Origin of the sequence: Pontibacter cellulosilyticus, from assembly GCF_014306105.1 — a bacterium.
GTDB classification, from domain to species: Bacteria; Bacteroidota; Bacteroidia; order Cytophagales; family Hymenobacteraceae; genus Pontibacter; species Pontibacter cellulosilyticus.
In genome coordinates this window covers 53,666-73,802 of record NZ_JACRVF010000001.1, presented here as the reverse complement: position 1 = coordinate 73,802, position 20,137 = coordinate 53,666, and the positions used below count along the sequence as shown (strand labels likewise).

The 20,137-nt window shown below is 48.2% G+C and carries 13 protein-coding genes; all 13 read left to right on the top strand.

Going from position 1 to position 20,137, the window contains the following annotated elements; all coding sequences use genetic code 11:
• Positions 1-32: 32 nt before the first annotated feature.
• The 13 genes from H8S84_RS00295 to H8S84_RS00235 all read left to right on the top strand — a co-directional run bounded on the left by H8S84_RS00295 (position 33) and on the right by H8S84_RS00235 (position 20,070).
• Positions 33-974 carry a TatD family hydrolase gene (locus H8S84_RS00295; protein ID WP_222621544.1) on the top strand — a complete coding sequence of 314 codons (942 nt, stop codon included), beginning with the start codon at positions 33-35 and terminating at the stop codon, positions 972-974.
• A gap of 3 nt (positions 975-977) precedes the next feature.
• Positions 978-1,886, top strand: a complete 909-nt coding sequence (eboC, locus tag H8S84_RS00290) for a UbiA-like protein EboC (protein ID WP_187065278.1) — start codon at positions 978-980, stop codon at positions 1,884-1,886.
• A gap of 108 nt (positions 1,887-1,994) precedes the next feature.
• A complete protein-coding gene (locus tag H8S84_RS00285) occupies positions 1,995-3,182 on the top strand; it encodes a 3-dehydroquinate synthase (protein WP_187065277.1) in 1,188 nt (395 codons plus the stop codon).
• 45 nt (positions 3,183-3,227) lie between these two features.
• Positions 3,228-4,508: a metabolite traffic protein EboE gene (gene eboE / locus H8S84_RS00280; RefSeq protein WP_187065276.1), complete on the top strand. Its 1,281-nt coding sequence runs from the start codon at positions 3,228-3,230 to the stop codon at positions 4,506-4,508.
• Entirely contained in the window at positions 4,453-5,856 is a 1,404-nt protein-coding gene (locus H8S84_RS00275) for an alkaline phosphatase family protein (protein WP_187065275.1), read from the top strand. Before eboE ends, H8S84_RS00275 begins: the two co-directional genes overlap by 56 nt.
• 98 nt (positions 5,857-5,954) lie before the next feature.
• Positions 5,955-7,784 carry a glycoside hydrolase family 15 protein gene (locus H8S84_RS00270; protein WP_187065274.1) on the top strand — a complete coding sequence of 610 codons (1,830 nt, stop codon included), beginning with the start codon at positions 5,955-5,957 and terminating at the stop codon, positions 7,782-7,784.
• 2 nt (positions 7,785-7,786) lie between these two features.
• Positions 7,787-8,596, top strand: a complete 810-nt coding sequence (locus H8S84_RS00265; RefSeq protein WP_187065273.1) for a glucose 1-dehydrogenase — start codon at positions 7,787-7,789, stop codon at positions 8,594-8,596.
• Between the two features lie 121 nt (positions 8,597-8,717).
• Complete coding sequence (locus H8S84_RS00260; protein ID WP_187065272.1) at positions 8,718-9,149, top strand: HYC_CC_PP family protein; 432 nt, start codon at positions 8,718-8,720, stop codon at positions 9,147-9,149.
• A gap of 96 nt (positions 9,150-9,245) precedes the next feature.
• A complete protein-coding gene (locus tag H8S84_RS00255) occupies positions 9,246-13,016 on the top strand; it encodes an efflux RND transporter permease subunit (protein ID WP_187065271.1) in 3,771 nt (1,256 codons plus the stop codon).
• A gap of 195 nt (positions 13,017-13,211) precedes the next feature.
• On the top strand, positions 13,212-14,645 hold the full coding sequence (locus H8S84_RS00250) for a TolC family protein (protein ID WP_187065270.1): 1,434 nt from the start codon (positions 13,212-13,214) through the stop codon (positions 14,643-14,645).
• A gap of 99 nt (positions 14,646-14,744) precedes the next feature.
• Positions 14,745-16,520, top strand: coding sequence for an efflux RND transporter periplasmic adaptor subunit (locus H8S84_RS00245; RefSeq protein WP_187066621.1), 1,776 nt, complete (start codon positions 14,745-14,747; stop codon positions 16,518-16,520).
• A gap of 176 nt (positions 16,521-16,696) precedes the next feature.
• On the top strand, positions 16,697-17,329 hold the full coding sequence (locus H8S84_RS00240; RefSeq protein WP_187065269.1) for a DUF3347 domain-containing protein: 633 nt from the start codon (positions 16,697-16,699) through the stop codon (positions 17,327-17,329).
• Between the two features lie 317 nt (positions 17,330-17,646).
• Positions 17,647-20,070: an outer membrane beta-barrel family protein gene (locus H8S84_RS00235; RefSeq protein WP_187065268.1), complete on the top strand. Its 2,424-nt coding sequence runs from the start codon at positions 17,647-17,649 to the stop codon at positions 20,068-20,070.
• Positions 20,071-20,137: the final 67 nt, after the last annotated feature.

Sequence of the window (20,137 nt, the reverse complement as noted above, 5' to 3'; positions counted from 1 at the left end):
AACCAATCTTTACACTCACAACCTTTAGCCTTATGAATACTCCCAACCTTATGCTGATCGATCCGCATATTCACATGACCTCCCGGACCACAGATGACTACCAGCGCATGCGCCAGGCCGGCATTGTGGCGATCATAGAACCTGCTTTCTGGCTAGGGCAGCCCCGCACGGAGGTTGGCTCCTTTAAAGATTACTTCAGCAGCCTGGTTGGATGGGAGCGTTTCAGGGCAAGCCAGTTTGGCATTAAGCACTACTGCACCATCGGCCTAAACTCCAAGGAAGCAAATAACGAGGCGCTTGCCGAGCAGGTAATGGAGTTGCTGCCGCTTTTTGTATGCAAAGAAGGTGTTGTAGGTGTAGGTGAAATCGGCTACGACGACCAGACGCCTGCCGAGGATAAATTTTTCCGGGCACAGCTGGACCTGGCTAAAGAGGTTGGTTTACCCGTGCAGGTGCATACTCCGCATCGCGACAAGAAGGCCGGCACTATCAAAAGTATGGAAGTATGCCTGGAGCATGGTATTGCGCCGGACATGGTGGTGATTGACCATAACAACGAAGAAACCGTGAAAGATGTGCTGGACCGTGGCTTCTGGGCTGCCTTCACCATCTACCCGAACTCTAAGATGGGCAACGAACGGATGGTAGAGATTGTGAAGCAGTATGGTTCTGAGCGCATTATCGTGAACAGCTCTGCCGATTGGGGCGTGTCCGATCCGTTATCAGTGCCTAAAACTGCCTCGCTCATGCTGGAGAAAGGCATAAGTATAGAAGATGTGCGCAAAGTATGCTACCAGAATGCCTTGGATTCGTTTGGCAAGAGCGGTCAGATGCACGAGTCGGATTGGCTGACACCTTCCACAGTAGACCAACGCGAAAAATTCTCTGATAACTCCGTACTGCGTGGCGGCCAGACACCGGTTGTGGGCGAGATTAAATCCGGCGACATGCTGGAGTCGAACATCGTACGTTAAAGCATGGCAGCAATAGGAGCTTACCTGAGGCTGATGCGCCCGGCAAACATTGTAACAGCCATTGCAGACATTATGATGGGTTTTGCCGCGTCCGGTGCATTATACTCTATTACCTTATGGGACAATGGCTTTATGCCGGAATACCTGCAGCCGCTAGGCTGGTTGGTGCTGGCAACCATAGGCCTTTATGGCGGCGGTGTGGTGTTTAACGATGTGTTTGATGCCGAACTGGACCGAATAGAGCGACCTGAAAGACCCATACCAAGTGGAAAAGCAAGTATAACTGGAGCAAGTTTACTGGGGGCTATACTTTTGGCTGGAGGCATACTGGCTGCCTGGCAGGTTTCTGTTGTAAGTGCCGCCATTGCGCTGACTGTTGCCCTGCTCGCCCTGCTCTACGACTGGAAAGGCAAACATAATAAGCTTTTAGGCCCTGTGAACATGGGTGCCTGCCGTGGCGGCAACCTGTTGCTGGGCGTTAGCGCCATACCTGCCATGGTAGAGAACCTGTGGTTTATCGCCTTTATTCCTATAGTATACATCGCTGCTATTACCATGGTGAGCCGCGGCGAAGTACACGGAGGCAATACAGCAGCCCTGAAAGGTGCTCTGCTCATGTACCTGCTTGTATTTGCAGGCATCTGCAGTTTAGCTGTACTCCCTCAATTTAACCTGATATATAGCATTCCGTTCCTATTACTCTTCGCATACTTAATATTCCCTCCACTGGTGCGGGCCATGCCTGCCAAAGAGCCTCAACTGATTATGAAAGCCGTAAAAGCCGGTATACTTTCTCTGATCGTGATGAACGCTAGTATAGCAGCCGGTTTTGCTGGTTGGCAATACGGCCTGATCGTGCTCTTACTTTTACCTGTTTCTTTATACATCGCACGGAATTTTAGCGTAACATAAAATGAAATACCTTTTTAAAGCATCTTGCTTCATTTTCCGCAAGATCAGTTATTATATACAACACTAGCTTACAATGCCACTTACAATAGCTTAACTAACACCCTGAACATGAACCAGACGATAGAACAAGAGTTTACAGTAAAATTCAGGTATGGGGTGTACTTTACACAAAGCCTTTTTGCTACCGATAACACCTTACTAACTGATATTTTAAAGCAAAGCCATGCAGCTGGCACACCTGCAAAGCTGCTGGTAGTGCTGGATAGTGGCGTGGCAAATACGCACCCGGACCTGCTACAGCAGATCCGGGATTTTGCTTTAAGCAACACTGAAAGTATAAACCTGGTGGCAGAGCCATTGTTGATACCGGGAGGAGAGGAATCGAAGAACAACCCGGTTTACCTACAGCAGATCTTGCAGGCGGTAAACGAGTTTGGCGTTTGCAGGCATTCCTATTTGCTTGCCATCGGCGGAGGCGCTGTGCTTGACTTAGCTGGTTTTGTAGCCACCATCGCGCACAGGGGCATCCGTCATATTCGTATCCCAACCACTGTGCTGTCGCAAAACGACTCAGGGGTAGGTGTAAAGAACAGCATCAACTCGTTTGGCAAGAAAAACTTTATTGGCACGTTTGCCCCTCCGGTAGCCGTCATAAATGACAGCAACTTTCTGCTAACCCTTGATGACCGTGACTGGCGCAGCGGCATTTCAGAAGCCATCAAAGTGGCACTTATTAAAGATGCTGCCTTCTATCAAAGTATAAAACGGGATGCAGTAAAATTGGCAAACCGTGACATGGAGGCTATGCAACGGCTCATCCACCGCTGTGCCAAACTGCACGTGCAGCACATCGGCGGCGCCGACCCATTTGAAACCGGCTCTTCGCGTCCCCTGGATTTTGGCCATTGGTCAGCGCATAAACTTGAGCAACTGAGCAACTATAATCTGCGCCACGGCGAAGCAGTGGCTATCGGTATTGCCCTGGATGTAACCTACTCCTGTTTAAAGGGTATGATAACTCAGGCAGAATGCAATGATGTACTGAACGTGCTACGGATATTGGGTTTTGAGCTATTTACCCCAGAACTGCTGCACCAGAACGAGCCATTCAGCCAGTTGTCCATTTTAAATGGGCTAAAAGAGTTTCAGGAGCACTTGGGCGGCCAGTTGACCATTATGCTGCTGCAAAGTATTGGCAAAGGTGTGGAAGTACATCACATGGATGAGTTGCTATTGCTCAAGGCCATTCAGATGTTACACATAAACCACCAGCCGCAGATACTGGCCCAGGCCTAACGAAGAAGTATAAACTGGTTGTCTCACTTTAATACCTGTTAAAACATGCAGTTAGCACAAGGATATCACCTCACATATTGCACCAACATTCATCCCGGTGAAACATGGAAGGAGGTTTTCCTTTCGCTAAAACAGTACCTGCCCCCGCTTAAAAAAGACCTTTCTCCTGACAAACCGTTCGGCATTGGTCTGCGCCTGTCTAACCTGGCCAGCAAGGAGCTGCTGGAAGGCTCTAACCTGCAGGAGTTCAAAGTATGGCTGAGCGAGGAAAACCTGTACGTTTTCACGATGAACGGCTTTCCGTATGGAGGATTTCATCACCAGGAGGTAAAAGACGATGTGCACAAACCTGACTGGACAACTGAGGATCGGGTAAAGTATACAATTAGGTTGGCAAACATACTTGCCGAACTACTGCCATCGGGTATGGAGGGAGGTATCTCTACATCTCCCCTATCTTACAAACCATGGTTATTAGATGCCGATGAAACAAAAATGAACTCTGTTTACACTTCGTGCACCCAACACCTGCTGCAGGTAGTAGAAGCGTTGCTCGAGATAAAACAGAGAATCGGCAAACAGATACATATAGATATAGAGCCCGAACCAGACGGCCTCCTGGAAAACTCCGATGAGGTGATCAGCTATTACGATAAATGGTTGCTGCCAAGAGGCATAAAACGGCTGCAGAAATCTGAAGGGTTTGATGATTCGCAGGCCAGAGAAGCAATTTACCAGCACCTACAGCTCTGCTACGATGTTTGCCACTTTGCACTGGCCTATGAAAAGCCAAGCGAAGCTTTTGCGAAACTAAAGCAAGCCGGAATAAAGATCGGAAAGATACAGTTGAGCGCAGCGTTAAAAACAAAACTGCCCGAGGATGTAGAAACACGCGGCGAACTGGCTGAGTCTTTTGCTACACTGGCAGAGTCTACTTACCTGCACCAGGTAGTAGAACGCAGCGATGATGGTGAACTGACCCAGTACCCTGACCTGACTTTTGCGCTGCAGCACATTCGTAAACCAAATGCCGTAGAATGGCGCACTCACTTTCATGTGCCGCTGTTTACGGAGCAGTACAACGGATTACAGTCTACACAGGAAGATGTAACGCAAGTGCTGCAACTCCTCCGGAAAGAACAAATTACCCAGCATCTTGAAGTAGAAACTTATACCTGGGAAGTGCTGCCTGAAGAAATTAAAACAGACTTACCGGAATCCATCAAAAGAGAAATGCAGTGGGTTCTTCAAAGTATAAACAACACCAACAATGCAGAAGACAGTAGTTCTGAACGTGGTAGGGCTCACGAAGTCTCTCATAGGTAAAAACACACCCTTCTTAAGCAAATGGTCTGAGCAGGCGCAGCAGGCAAGTATTAAACCTGTTGTTCCGGCTGTTACCTGTACCGCACAATCCACTTACCTAACCGGCAAATGGCCGGAAGAGCATGGTATTGTTGCAAATGGCTGGTACTTTAGAGATGAGGACGAGGTAAAGCTGTGGCGACAGTCTAACAAGCTGGTGCAGGCTCCTAAAGTATGGGATGTAGCACGCAAAGCCAATCCTGAATTTACGGTAGCCAATATGGGCTGGTGGTACAACATGAACACCTCTGCCAACTATACCTTAACGCCGCGCCCGCAGTACCTGGCCGATGGCCGCAAATTACCTGACTGTTACACCCAACCAGCCGATCTGCGGGATAAACTACAAGCTAAATTAGGTACTTTTCCGCTGTTCAATTACTGGGGCCCGAAAACAAGTATAAAGTCAAGCAAGTGGATTGCAGATGCCTCAAAAATAACGGATGAGCTGTACAACCCAACGCTCACACTCATCTACCTCCCCCACCTCGACTACAACCTGCAACGCCTGGGCCCATCAGACCCACGCATTGCCAAAGATCTGCAGGAAATAGATGCCGTGGTGGGTGATTTGATAACTTTTTATGAGGCGAAAGGTGCGCAGGTGATGCTGTTGTCGGAGTATGGTATTTCAGATGTAAATCAACCGGTGCACTTAAACCGTGTACTACGGCACCACGGCTACATACAGGTACGCACAGAGCGTGGCACAGAGCTTCTAGATACTGCCATGAGCAAGGCTTTTGCGGTGGCAGACCACCAGGTGGCGCATGTATACATTCGCGACAAATCAAAGATAGCTGATGTAAAGGCACTGCTGCAACAGCAGGATGGAGTGGCCGAGGTACTGGTTGGCGACGAACGGAACAAGTATAACCTGGCGCATGAACGTTGCGGAGAGCTGGTGGTGTTGGCAAAGCCAAATGCCTGGTTTACCTACTACTTCTGGCTCGACGACAGCAAAGCTCCTGACTATGCCCGTATGGTAGACATCCACAAGAAGCCCGGTTACGATCCGGTAGAGATGTTCATTGATCCTAAAATCAAGTTCCCGGTACCGCTGGTAGTAGGAAAGCTCCTGAAAAAGAAACTGGGTTTCAGAACTCTGATGAACATCATACCACTGGATGCTACGCTGATAAAAGGCTCGCACGGCCACCTGCCTGCAGATAAAAACGAGTGGCCCCTACTGCTTACAAAGTATAAAAAAGATCTGCCATCTGAGCTACAGGCAACAGACGTATTTCAACTGATTTTGGAGCATCTGCAGGTTTCTGTGCCACAGGCAAAGGCGTTGGAGCAAGTATAAGTTAATGTTCTGATTGCTTGAGTAGCTTTAAAGCAGCCAATCTTAAACATTAAGGCTTGCTGGCCGTTTTGTATAAAGCTTGCTATACATGCCTGCCTATGAAACGAACCTATCAGCCAATAGAAAACTATGGATTGATTGGAAACTTGCACACCGTTGCGCTGGTATCCAAAGCAGGCTCTCTGGATTATCTTCCCTTTACTCGCTTCGACTCTCCTACCATCTTTGCGGCCTTGCTGGACAAGGACAAAGGAGGCTACTGGAGCATTGCTCCTGCAGACAAAGGTACGCATCACAAACAGTTATACTTACCCGATACAGGTGTGCTGCTCACGCGCTTTTTTACAGACAATGGCATGGCCGAGCTGACCGACTTTATGCCTGTAAAAAAGAAAGAGCAGAACTGTGCCGTGGTTCGCATCCTTAAAATCATAAAAGGGCACATGGAATTCGAAATGGATTGCCAGCCACGCTTCGACTACGCCCGTGCCGACCATGAAGCCACCAAAGAGAAAGACGATATTTTTTTCAAAAGTAAAGGCTCTGACGGATACCAGTTCCGGTTTTTAAGCAATCAGGAAGTGAAACTTCGTAAAGGAGACGTGCACGGAACATGGACCTTGAAACAAGGGGAGTCTGCTGTGTTTGCCATTGAGGCTGTGCCGCAAGACGAAAGTATGTTTAAGCGAAAAGACCTGGAGCATTATTCTGAAGAGGCATTTGCAGCAACAGTAGCATTCTGGCGCGATTGGATAGAGCAAAGCACCTATAAAGGCCGCTGGCGCGAAATCGTGCACCGTTCGGCCATCACCCTCAAAATGATGACTTCGCTGGAGCATGGCTCTACCATTGCCGCCGCTACTTTTAGCCTACCCGAAACTATTGGTGGCGATCGCAACTGGGACTACCGTTATACGTGGATTCGGGATGCCGCTTTTACCATGTATGCCTTTCTAAGGCTTGGTTTTACAGAAGAATCTAAAGCTTTTCTAGCCTGGCTGATGGACCGTTGCAAAGACATGACAACGGCCTCCGATCTGCAGTTGATGTACGCTGTTGACGGAGAAACAAAGCTGGACGAAGCAGAACTGAAGCACCTAGAGGGCTACATGAACTCTGATCCCGTTCGCATTGGCAATGCGGCCTACAAGCAGTTTCAGCTGGACATTTACGGCGAACTGATTGACACTATTTACCTCTACAACAAGCACGGCGGCCCCATAACCTACGAGTTCTGGAAAAACATTTGCCTGTTTGTGGATTACGTCATCAAAAACTGGAAAAAGAAGGACCATGGCATTTGGGAAGTACGCCATGAGCAGAAAGATTTCCTGTATTCCAAAATGATGTGCTGGGTTGCCCTCGACAGAGCCATATTGATAGCTCGCAACCGTTCTTTTCCGGCTCCACTGGCAGAGTGGCAGCAAGTACGCGATGAAATCTATAAAGAAATTTTTGAGAACTACTGGAGTGAAGAGCGGCAGTCCTTTGTGCAGTACAAAGGCTCTAATGTGTTGGATGCCTCTGTCCTTCTCATGACCTTAGTGCGCATTTTAAGTCCGGTTGAACCACGCTGGAAAGCGACCTTAAGGGCCATTGAAGAGCATTTAGTTTCCGACTCACTTGTTTACCGTTATCTCCAGAAAGACGGTGCAGCCGATGGTTTTGATAGTGAGGAAGGCACTTTTAGCCTTTGCTCGTTCTGGTACATCGAAAGCCTTGCTAAGAGCGGTGAGGTAGAACAGGCAAGGCTTCATTTCGAAAAGATGTTAGGTTATGCGAATCACTTGGGGCTGTTTTCGGAGCAGATCGGCTTAAAGGGAGAACAGCTGGGTAATTTCCCGCAGGCATTCACGCACCTTGCCCTTATCAGCGCCGCTTACCAATTAAACAGAGACTTGTCTGGAGACAGAGAACACAGGTATTAAGTATGAGTAAACTAGAAAATAAACGACTAAAGGGTAAAGTAGCCGTAGTAACGGGAGCCAGCTCAGGTATTGGACAAGGCATAGCCATAGCCATGGGAAAAGCGGGTGCCAACGTGGTTATCAATTATCACTCCGACGAAGAAGGTGCCAAAGAAACACTGCGACAGATTGAAAAAGCAGGCAGCAAAGGAGTTATACTTCAGGCTGATGTTGCCAAACCACAGGATGCACAGCTACTGATCGATACAGCCTTAGAAAACTTCAGCAAACTGGATATACTGGTAAATAATGCCGGCATTCAGCAGGATCAGGATTTTCTGGAAATGAGTTTAGAAGAGTGGCAAAAAGTTATGGATACTAACCTGACAGGTCATTTTTTATGTGCACAGGCTGCTGCTAAAGAGTTTGTGAAGCGAAAGGTGAAGCCAGACGAAAGAACATCAGTCGGGAATATCGTCTTCATCAGTTCGGTGCACGACATCATTCCATGGGCAGGACGCGCCAATTATACTTCGGCTAAGGCTGGCTTACAGATGCTGATGAAAACGCTGGCGCAGGAACTTGGAAAGTATAAAATCAGGGTAAATGCTATTTCGCCAGGTGCCATCAAAACATCCATCAACCAGGAAGTTTGGCAAACCAAAGAGGGTAGAGAAAAAATGTTAAAGCAGATACCTTACGGGCGTATTGGTGAGCCGGAAGATATTGCCAAAGTGGCTACCTGGTTGGTAACAGATGAGGCAGATTATATTACAGGCACCACTATTTACGTAGACGGCGGCATGACGCTTTATCCCTCTTTTGACGAATAAAACTTCAGCTAAAGCGGCACAATTTATGTGCAGAAGGAGAAAATATGTAAAAGTTTTTGTTAATTGTGTAAGTATACTTGTGCCTCACCTTATACCTTTGTAGCAAGTATAAAAACAAAACATGAAATTATACCGCCAGATCTTATTGCTAACCCTTACGCTGCTGGTGCTCGTCTCCTCGACGGGTATGGCTGTGGGTATGCATATTTGTGGCGGTGAGTTGCGCGATATTACTTTCTTTGGCGCTGAGGCAGAATGCCCGATGGAGAAAGAGAAAGAAGAGCTTCCTCCTTGCCATGCCGCACAAAAAGAGGCCGATGACAAGAGCTGCTGCGAAGACCATCAGGTAATTATGGAGCGGCTGGATGTTGCGGCCAAGCACAAAGACATTTCCCTTTTAAAGCTGCAGGACATCAAATTTATAGCTGTTGTAAAGGCAGTTGTACTTCAGTGGTTTGCCCCTGAATCAGACTTAAAACCTGCATACGCGCTATACGAGTCTCCCCCACTGGCCCGCGACATTCCGGTGTTGGTGCAGTCTTTCCTTCTATAAACCTGCTTTTTTCGATTACTGCCTCCCTTTTAGGGCTGGTATAGTTTGTTGCTGCCCTCCGGTAGCCGTACTTCCGTATATTCAATCGAATAAAGCATGTTAAACAGCATTATAAAATTTTTCCTGGAGCAGAAACTCGTAACTACGCTGCTCCTGCTGCTCATCGTTGGCTGGGGTATCGTAACCGCTCCTTTTAATTGGAATGTTGATTTCCTGCCCCGCGACCCGGTTCCGGTAGACGCCATTCCGGACATCGGTGAGAACCAGCAGATTATTTTTACCGAGTGGATGGGCCGTTCTCCGCAGGACGTGGAGGATCAGATCACTTATCCTCTTACAACATCACTTTTGGGTATGCCGGGTGTGAAAACCATCCGCTCGACCTCCATGTTCGGCTTTTCCAGCATCTATGTCATCTTCGATGAAGACACAGAGTACTACTGGAGCCGCTCCCGCATCCTGGAGAAACTTAACTCCCTGCCATCCGACCTGCTGCCAGACGAGGTAACGCCAAAGCTTGGTCCGGACGCTACGGCGCTGGGGCAGGTATACTGGTATACTTTGGAAGGCCGCGACGAAGAAGGCAACCCAGTTGGAGGCTGGGACCTGCACGAGCTACGCTCTATTCAGGACTTTTATGTGCGTTACGCACTGTCTGGTGCCGAAGGCGTTGCTGAGGTAGCCTCTGTGGGTGGCTATATAAAAGAGTACCAGGTAGACCTGGACCCTGTGGCCATGAAGGCAAACAACATCTCCATGATGGAGGTGATGAACACCCTGCAGAACAGCAACCAAGACGTGGGCGCTAACACCGTGGAGATTAACCAAGTGGAATACCTGGTGCGTGGCCTGGGCTATGTAAAAGACATAGAAGACATCGAGCAGGCCGTGGTGAAGGTAAATAACAACGTGCCGATCCGCATTCAGGACATAGCCCGTGTGAACATCGGTCCAGCCGACCGCTCTATGCTTGGTATTCTGGATAAAAGCGGTGCCGAGGCCGTAGGCGGTGTGGTAATTGCCCGTTACGGCGATAACCCGCTGGCAGTGATTAACAACGTGAAGGAGAAACTGGACGAGATCTCTGCCGGTCTGCCTTCCAAGAAACTGGCCGACGGACGCACTTCCAAAGTAACCATTGTGCCTTTTTACGACCGTACGAAGCTGATTAATGAAACGCTGGGTACGCTTAACGAAGCGATCATATTTCAGATTCTCATCACCATTATCGTGATCATCGTGATGGTGTATAACCTGCGCGCCTCGCTGCTCATCTCTGCCCTGCTGCCACTGGCCGTGCTCATGACCTTCATCATGATGAAGTACTTCAACGTGGACGCCAACATCGTGGCTCTGTCAGGTATAGCCATTGCGATAGGTACTATGGTGGATTTGGGAATCATACTCAACGAGAACGTGCTGCGGCATATTGATGAGGCGCCGCCGGGGCAGTCGCTGCTGAAGTCGGTTTATGAAGGTACCACGGAAGTAGCCACGGCCATTATTACGGCGGTTTCCACCACCATCGTTAGCTTCCTGCCGGTGTTTACACTGGAGGCAGCAGAGGGCAAGCTGTTTGGTCCGCTGGCCTTTACCAAGACCTTTGCGTTGGTGGCTTCGCTGGTGTTCACCATCCTGATCATGCCGGCCTTCGCCCATACCATACTTGGCCTTAAGTCGAAGAACGTTTCCTGGTCTAAGATATTGAACTGGGTGCTGCTGGGCTTGGGTGCCATCGCCATCTTTATACTTCCACTGGCGGGTATAACGCTCCTCCTTATTGCTTCTAACAACCTGCTGACGTTTTACCAGCCGGGACGCTATGGTAAGTATAACACACCTGTGATGGTAGGCATTGCGGTAGTAGCTGTATCATGGCTGCTGGCGGAGAACTGGATGCCACTGGGTGCTTCGGTGAGCCTGATCGTGAACTTCCTGTTCATCCTACTTATCATCGGTCTGGTATTGGGAGCATTTGCTCTCTTCATCGGAGCTTATCCGCGCATCCTCAACTGGTGTCTTGCCAATAAAGGTAAGTTCCTGGCCATACCTGCCATGATCATGGTAATTGGTTTATTGAGCTGGGTAGGCTTTAATTCCATGTTCGGTTGGGTAGCCAGTGGTTTTGATAAAGTAGGAGCTAACATCCGTACCACATCGGTTTGGAGCGGATTGGTACATACTTTTCCAGGTATGGGTGAGGAGTTCATGCCATCACTGGACGAAGGTGCTTTCCTACTCATGCCAACGTCAATGCCGCACTCCGGCGTCGAGGCCAACAAGCGCATCGTGCAGCAGCTGGATATGCTTATCACAGCCATACCTGAGGTAGAAGTAGTGGTGGGCAAGGCGGGTCGTGCCGAAACAGCGTTAGATCCTGCTCCGATGTCGATGTACGAGAACATCATCCAGTACAAGTCAGAGTACATTACCGATGAGCAGGGCTATAAAGTTCGATTCGCGGTAAACGACGATGGCGAATTTATGCGCGATGAAGCTGGTAACCTGATTCCGGATGATGACGGGGAGTATTTCCGTCAGTGGCGCGACCACATACAGAGTCCGGATGATATCTGGGATGAGATTGTACGCGTGGCTAATATTCCGGGTGTTACCTCGGCGCCGAAGTTACAGCCAATAGAGACACGACTGGTGATGCTGCAGACGGGTATGCGTGCGCCGATGGGTATCAAAGTATATGGCCCCGACCTGAAAACGATCGAGGATTTCAGCCTGCAGCTGGAGCGCTTCCTGAAAGAGGTGCCATCGATTAAGCAGGAGGCTGTGTATGCTGACCGCTCTTTGGGCAAGCCATACATGGAGATCGAATTGGACCGCCGCACCATGGCCCGTTACGGTTTGAATGTAGCTGATGTGCAGGAGTATATCGAAGTGGCAATGGGTGGCATGGCCTTAACGACGACTGTGGAAGGCCGCGAGCGCTACTCTATCCGTGCCCGCTATGCCCGTGAGTACCGCAACAACCCGGAAGCTGTAGACAGAATCCTGATCACGACTGCCAGTGGTGCACAAGTACCTTTAGGAGAAATTGCTAATCTGGAGTACCGTCCAGGTCCGATGATGATCCGTGGAGAAAACTCCTTCCTGACCGGCTATGTGCTGTTCGATAAGCGCGATGGGTTTGCCGAAGTACCGGTGGTGGAAGATGCGCAACGTTACCTCACTCAAAAGATTGCATCCGGAGAGTTAGTGGTGCCTGCCGGTGTGAGCTATAAGTTCTCAGGTAGCTACGAAAACCAGGTGCGCGCCGAGAAGCGACTATCCATCGTGATTCCGCTCTCCTTGCTCATTATTTTCCTGATTTTATACTTCCAGTTCCGTTCTGTTACCACCACGCTGTTCATTTTCACGTCCATTGCCATGGCTTTTGCCGGCGGCTTTATGATGCTGTGGCTCTACGGGCAGGACTGGTTTATGAACTTTTCGTTCTTGGACACGAACATGCGTGACCTTTTCCAGATGCGCACCTTTAACCTGAGCGTGGCCGTCTGGGTCGGTTTTATCGCCCTGTTCGGTATCGCTACTGACGACGGCGTGGTAATGGGAACGTACCTGATGCAAAGTTTTGAGAAGTTCCACCCGGAGTCGAAGCAGCAGGTGCGCAAAGCTGTGCTGGAGGCCGGTATGCGCCGTGTAAGGCCATGTCTGATGACGACAGCCACTACCCTGCTGGCCCTGCTGCCAGTGCTTACGTCTACAGGCCGCGGCTCCGATATTATGATCCCGATGGCTATCCCGACCTTTGGCGGTATGGTAGTAGCTCTGATCACCCTGTTCATTGTGCCGGTGCTTTACAGCTGGCGCGAAGAGGTAAAAGTTGGCAAACGTGTAAAAGAATTAGCATAATGAAAGTTATGCAACATAAACTTTTGCCAGGTGCACCACCGACGATTTTTTGTCTGAGCATTCAGCGAGTGGGGGTTGGGGCCCCCGAAAAACAAAATCGTCTTGATTCTTTTGCATACTTCTCTCATCAAGGAGAAAAGTATGGCCCAGCCGGCGAGGCGAAAAGCTGGCTAAGAGTATTTAATGTGATATAAAATGAAACAGTTAATAGCAAGTATACTTTTTCTCTTTGCATCCATAGTTACCCTGCAGGCGCAAACCTTGCAGGAGTACCAGGTAATTGCCGGAGAGAATAACCCGTTGCTGAAAGCCCGCTTTGCCGAGTACCAGGCAGCATTACAGAAGGTGCCACAGGTTGGTGCCCTTCCTGACCCCGAGGCCAACTTCGGCTTCTTCCTGGAACCCATGGAAAGGGTGATGGGCAACCAGGTGGGTGAAGCATCCATTATGCAGATGTTCCCATGGTTCGGGACACTTGGTGCTGCCAAAGACGAAGCTAAATACATGGCGCAGATGAAGTTCTCGAACTTTATGGAAACTAAGATAAACCTCTACCATGACGTGCGAACCACCTGGCTGAATCTGTACCAGATCAATGAAGAAGTGCAATTGCTGGAACGCGAACTGGAGATACTGCAGGCGCTGGAGCGTGTAGCTTTGGCCAAGTATAAATCTGCTCCGGCAGGGGGCGCTCCAAGTACGCCACAACGTAGCTCAGGTAGTTCATCAAATATGGGCAGTGGCTCAACTGGTAGCTCATCTTCTGGCATGCAAGGTATGGGAGGACGATCAATAAGCAGCACTACGCCATCAAGATCTGGTAACACCGGTATGGCAGGCGGCGGCATGGCATCAATGGCTTCTTCGGGTAACAGTATGGTGGATGTGATCTTAATCCGAGTACAAGTGAAAGACCTGGAGAACCGATTGGAATTACTCCGTGACTCTAAAAGACCATTGATTGTGGCTTTCAATAATCTACTCAACCGTGAGCCGAATATGACGGTGCAGATAGCGGACTCATTACAACCTATTCCCCTACCGGCCACGCTATCTCTAATACAAGATTCTATCCTGCAGAACCACCCAATGCTGAAGATGTATGAGTGGGATGAGAAAGCACGTGAGGCACAGTACCGCATGGCGCAGCTGATGGGCAGACCTATGTTTGGCTTGGGTGTAAATTACATGGTGTTCAAGCCCCGCATGGACGAAATGACGCAGCTACAGATGGGTGGCGATAATATGCTGATGCCAATGGTAAGCGTAACACTGCCGATCTACCGCAAAAAGTATAACGCAGCTAAAAAGGAAGCTAAGTTTGAGCAAGAAGCGGCAGTGCTGCAGAAAGAAGCGGCTAAAAACATGCTGTTTACGGAGCTCTCTAACCTACTCTATGACTACGAGCGAGCCACCAGAAACCTTAAGTTGTTGGAAGAGCAGATTATGCTTAACGAACAGGCCATCCGTTTGCTGACAACCAACTACAGCGTAGCAGGAGCAGGCATTGAAGAAATACTTCGCCAGCGCCAGGCCATACTTGGTTACAGACAGCAACAGCTGCAGGCAATCACAAACCAGCACATTGCCGTGTCGGCTATTAACCGAATGATGAACAGCGATAGTTAAACTACTAAATGTCATCTCAACCTGCGGGAGAGATCTGAAGAAGACTTAGTTGCTCCAGATTTCTCACTAGCGTACGAAATGACAGAAAGCGATAAACAGATGAACCCAAGAAATAAGAAATACGCGAAATACTTACTGGTAGCTCTGGCTGGCCTGTTCTTAGGCTGGCTCATTTTCGGTGGTAGGACTGCCGAGGAAGCGCATGACCATGAAGGCGAAACAGCCGGCGTGGTAGAGTATACCTGCTCTATGCACCCACAGATTCGCCAGAACGAGCCCGGCAAGTGCCCAATCTGCGGCATGGACCTGATTCCGGTAACAACTGCTGGCCAAGGTGTTGGAGAGCCAAGCCCATACGTACTCGAAATGACACCGGAAGCTATTGCTTTGGCTAACATCCAGACCACACCGGTACAGATGTCAAACCCGGAAAATGAGCTGCTTTTAACTGGTACGGTAGCATTGAACGAGCAGAAAGTATCTTCTATTACGGCCAAATTTCCGGGTCGAATCGAGCGTTTATATATAAACTTTACAGGTCAGGAAGTTAAGAAAGGTGAAAGATTGGCGTCAATCTACTCACCGGAACTGATCACTGCGCAGCGTGAACTACAGGAGGCAGCCAAATCAAGAGACATTTTCCCGGAGCTGTACGAAGCTGCTAGAACCAAGCTAAAACTCTGGAACCTGTCGAATAGCCAGATACAGCGCATCCAGAACGCGAACCAGATCATCACCAACTTTGATATTTACGCTGATAGGTCAGGTGTGGTAACAGAACGTATGGTGTCTGTGGGCGATTATGTAAGCACTGGCTCAGTACTTTTTGAAGTAGCCAACCTATCTTCTGTGTGGATTGTGCTGGATGCTTATGAAACAGACTTGTCCTGGCTACAAGAAGGTGCCACCGTTAACTTTACTGTGCCAGGCATTCCTGGTGAGGAGTTTACAGCTAAGGTACAGTTTGTAACACCAGTACTAGATGCCAGTACAAGAGCAGTTGAGGTGCGTGCCGAGATCATGAACCCCAGCAAGCAGTTAAAGCCGGGTATGTTTGTGAATGCCCGCATTAAGTCATCTACCAAAGCTACCGGTAATGGAGATGCCCTGGCTGTGCCGCGCTCTGCTGTACTCTGGACAGGTAAACGCTCTGTGGTTTATGTAAAAGTGGATGACCGTGAAACACCTGCTTTTGAAATGCGCGAAGTAACGTTAGGTCCACGTATAGGCGATATGTACACGATCCAATCTGGGTTGAGCCAAGGTGAGCAGGTGGTAACGAATGGTGTATTCGCCGTGGACGGTGCAGCTCAGTTAAGCGGTAATTATAGTATGATGACAGCGCCAGCCAATAAACAAATGGAAGTTCCAGAAGCGTTTAAGAATCAGTTAACTGCAGCAGTTGATCAGTATTATACTTTGAAAAATGCTTTGGTAGCCTCTGATGCAGCTGCAGCGCGTAAGCAAGCAGGCAACCTGATACAAGTAATAAACAAAGTAGATATGAGTTTACTCGATGGCAGCACACACGCCAAATGGATGCAGCTTTTGCCAGGTCTTAAAACACATGCTGAGGCAATACAGCAGGGTACCAAGTTAGAGCAGCAGCGAACAGCTTTCTCACCCCTGTCGGACCACCTGATTGATGCAGTAGAGACTTTTGGTACTACCAAGGATGTGGTGTATAAGCAGAAGTGCCCGATGGCCAATAATGACAAAGGTGCCTTCTGGCTGAGCGAGCAGAAAGAGATTCGTAACCCATACTTTGGCGAGGCCATGCTAACTTGCGGCGAAACAACGCAAACATACCGTGAGGGGCAGGTAATGGTAGATAAAGCAAAAAAGCCAGAACCTGTGGAGAGCCATGTGCACTAGCTAGCGTAGGTTACAAGTAAACACCTGAAGTATTAATCAGGGATTGTTATAAAATCGGAGAAGGGGAGCCAAAGTCAAAATTGCAAGTATGGCTAAAATGGCTGATTCATGCAGCTGTTGGAGCTGTAGTTACATTTATAAAGTAAATCAAATTAATCACTAATAATAAACAACACATGAAAAAGACACTTTTTGCAGCAGCTGTTGTGGCAGCATTCACGTTCTCGGCTTGCTCTGAGAACAATACAGAAAACGCAGAGGCAACGGCAGAAATGCACGAAGGCATGGACCACGATGACATGGCTACTGACGAGGCTGAGGGGGCAGTTGTAGTTGAAACTCCAGACTATTCTAATGTGGCTGAGCCGCTAAAAACGCAGGTTTCGCAGCTGGTAGACCAGTACATGAAACTAACTGACGCACTGGTAGCATCTGATGCCGCAGCTGCCAAAGCCGCAGCAAACGAGGTACTTACCGTAGCGAAGGCGATGCCTATAGCCACACTTACTACCGACGAAAAAGCATTTGCTGAAGAAAAAACGGCTGTGGTAGTAGACAATGCCACCAAGATCGCAAACTCAGAAGATTTAGGCGCTCAGCGTGAAAACCTGCAACCGCTATCAGAAGCTGTATTCTCGATGGCTAAGGCATTTGATGCAGCAGATGAGACGCTGTACTACCAGTATTGCCCGATGGCCTTTAACAACAAAGGTGCTTACTGGCTTAGCTCTAATGAGGAAATCCGTAACCCATACTTTGGCGATGCCATGCTGTCGTGTGGTAGCAATAAAGAAGTTTTCAAAAAATAAATACGCTTAATCAAGCAAAGTATAAAGCAGGTAATCAAAAGGTTACCTGCTTTCTTTTTATACCCCTCCCCTATCTTCTGTAATTTTTCAGCAACTCAGGCAACCAGCTTTCTACGTGCTGCATCTAGTGTGTGTTGTAAGCTGAAGCGCACAGCTTTTCTATACTTTCTAAGCCCGAACCCGGCAGCGTTAACCGATAAAATCCAGCAGTTCGTCTAAAAGTGTGGAAAATACTTCAACAGTACCTTGCATTACAAAGTACTATAGCTAACTTTGCAATACTAAATCACAGTAATTACCACGAACCAAATAGAACTATGAAAAAATTATACTTCCTATTCTCGTTATTGCTGTTGCTTGGCAACAAAAGCTTGTTAGCCCAATCCGAAGGATTCTTGACCGGCGCTGTTTTAAATGAAAAACAACAGCCGGCGGGCTTTGTAAATGTGGCCGTATTAGAGGCAACTTCTGCTAAGGTAGTAACCGGTGCCATTGCTGACATGGATGGCCGATTCCAGATCAAAACACCTGCCGCCGGCAAATACCTGCTTAAGATCAGCGGCCTTGGTTACACCGAATTTAAAACCCTAACTTTCGAAGTAACCGGTGCCAGCTTTATAAAAGACTTCGGAAAAATTCAGGTAAACTCCGACACCAAAGTACTGGCTGAAGTGCAGGTGCAAACCATGCGCCCAACGGTGGTAATAGAGCCGGATAAAATGGTGGTTAGTGTAGAAGGTACTGCATTAGCCAGCGGTGCCACAGCCTATGAAGTGTTGGAGAAATCTCCGGGTGTTTGGGTAGATCAGGATGGCAATTTGCAGCTGAATGGTAAAGCAGGTGTACAGGTGATGATCAATGGCAAGCGTTCGTTCCTATCTGGCAGAGAGTTGCAAAGTATGCTGCAGGGTATGAGTGCCGAGAACATTAAAGATCTGGAGATCATTTCCAATCCGTCTTCCAGACACGACGCAGAAGGCGCATCCGGTATAATCAACATCAACCTTAAAAAAGCGCAGGTTGCAGGTATGAGTGGCAGCGCCTACGCCGGATACCAGTACAACAGCCTAAGCACCTATACTTCCGGTGGCGAGATACACCACAAAAGCGGTAAATGGAATACATCTGCAAACCTTGACTTTACCCGCCGCATGTGGTACCGCGATGCTGAACTGGACCGTGTATTTTTGAACCAGGACGGCAGCAAAAGCAAGTATGACCAAACTGCCTATGAAAAATCCGAGCGTATACAACCATCGCTGCGCATTGGCACCGACTACGATCTGAACGACAGACACAGTATAGGAATCATGGCCCGCTTAAATGGCGGAGATAACACCACTAGGTTCGATTCTGACTCCTACCTGAGAAATGGCAACGATTTATTTATACAGGCAAAAAACAGAACAGGAGAAATTTATAAAGGTGGCACCTACAACTTACACTATGTTGGAAAGTTAGATACACTTGGTACTACTCTATCTGCAGACCTGGATTATGTGAGCATCTCCAGTGAAACCAACTCTGATATCAACAACTTCCTGCAGAGAGCTGACCTGAGTGAGCCAGCTGAGAATGAGCAACTGCAAAGCGATAACCCAGTAGCTTACAACATTTATTCTGCCAAAGTAGACTTCACAAAAACAATAGGCAAGGCTAAACTAGAGACAGGTGCAAAAGCCAGCTATGTGAAGTCTGATAATCAGCTAAAGTTCTTTGAGCTATCTGATGGCGTACGCATAGCTGACCTAAAACGCAGCAACCACTTTATCTATGAAGAAAACATTTATGCAGCTTATGCAAACGTTTCAGCTACACTAAGCAAAAACATTACAATGCAGGCAGGCTTACGTGCCGAGCAGACAAACTCAACCGGTTTGCTGGTTACCAAAAACACAGAGAACAAACGCGATTACCTGAACCTGTTCCCGAGCATCTTCTTACAGCAGAAAGTAAACGACAACTACCAGATCGGGTACAAGTACAGCCGCCGCATTAACAGACCAAACTACCAAACACTCAATCCATTTATCTTCTACATAGACCCTTATACTTATGTAAAAGGAAATCCGGACCTGAAGCCACAGTATGTTAACTCTTTTGAAATGACGCATACCTATAAGCAGCGCTACAACCTGATTATGAGCTATGCCCACACTAAAGACTTTATGGCTGAGATGCCGGAGCAGAATCCGGAAGACAACACTACGGTTTTCCAGCAGCAGAACGTGAAGGATCTTAAAAGTGCAACAGTAACCCTGGTAGCTCCTATCACTATCTCAAATAAGTGGCAGGTAAATAATAACATCATCACCATGTATCAGGAGTACACTGCCCTATCGCGTGGCGATGTGGTGGTAAACGACAAAGTGACTACGATCATCCAAAGCAACCATAGCTTTATGCTGCCAAAAAACTTTAAACTGGAAGTAAACGGCGGTTACCAGAGCCCTGCAGTGTTTGGCCTGTACAGCATGAAGGACCAACTGTGGTTTGATGCTGGATTAAAGCGCAGCTTTATGGATGACAAATTAACACTGGCCCTGAACGTGACAGACATCTTTAAAGGCCGCCTGATGGAAATTGAAACTAATCTGAACGGTAACGTGAATGCCATAAACCAGTACCAGGGTGCCCGAAGTTTAAGAGTAAACATCCGTTACCGCTTTAACAAAGGCACCAAATTTGAAACCCGCAAGCGCAACATAAACTTGGAAGAGCTTAACCGCACAGGAAATTAATGACAGAATGGATAATAAAGGAAAGGCAGCGGCTTCTGGTCGCTGCTTTTTTTATGTTAAAATATTG

Coding starts and splice junctions, on each gene's coding strand:
- H8S84_RS00295 (WP_222621544.1), top strand. CDS start 33: ATGAATACTCCCAACCTTATGCTGATCGATCCGCATATTCACATGACC.
- eboC (WP_187065278.1), top strand. CDS start 978: ATGGCAGCAATAGGAGCTTACCTGAGGCTGATGCGCCCGGCAAACATT.
- H8S84_RS00285 (WP_187065277.1), top strand. CDS start 1,995: ATGAACCAGACGATAGAACAAGAGTTTACAGTAAAATTCAGGTATGGG.
- eboE (WP_187065276.1), top strand. CDS start 3,228: ATGCAGTTAGCACAAGGATATCACCTCACATATTGCACCAACATTCAT.
- H8S84_RS00275 (WP_187065275.1), top strand. CDS start 4,453: ATGCAGAAGACAGTAGTTCTGAACGTGGTAGGGCTCACGAAGTCTCTC.
- H8S84_RS00270 (WP_187065274.1), top strand. CDS start 5,955: ATGAAACGAACCTATCAGCCAATAGAAAACTATGGATTGATTGGAAAC.
- H8S84_RS00265 (WP_187065273.1), top strand. CDS start 7,787: ATGAGTAAACTAGAAAATAAACGACTAAAGGGTAAAGTAGCCGTAGTA.
- H8S84_RS00260 (WP_187065272.1), top strand. CDS start 8,718: ATGAAATTATACCGCCAGATCTTATTGCTAACCCTTACGCTGCTGGTG.
- H8S84_RS00255 (WP_187065271.1), top strand. CDS start 9,246: ATGTTAAACAGCATTATAAAATTTTTCCTGGAGCAGAAACTCGTAACT.
- H8S84_RS00250 (WP_187065270.1), top strand. CDS start 13,212: ATGAAACAGTTAATAGCAAGTATACTTTTTCTCTTTGCATCCATAGTT.
- H8S84_RS00245 (WP_187066621.1), top strand. CDS start 14,745: ATGAACCCAAGAAATAAGAAATACGCGAAATACTTACTGGTAGCTCTG.
- H8S84_RS00240 (WP_187065269.1), top strand. CDS start 16,697: ATGAAAAAGACACTTTTTGCAGCAGCTGTTGTGGCAGCATTCACGTTC.
- H8S84_RS00235 (WP_187065268.1), top strand. CDS start 17,647: ATGAAAAAATTATACTTCCTATTCTCGTTATTGCTGTTGCTTGGCAAC.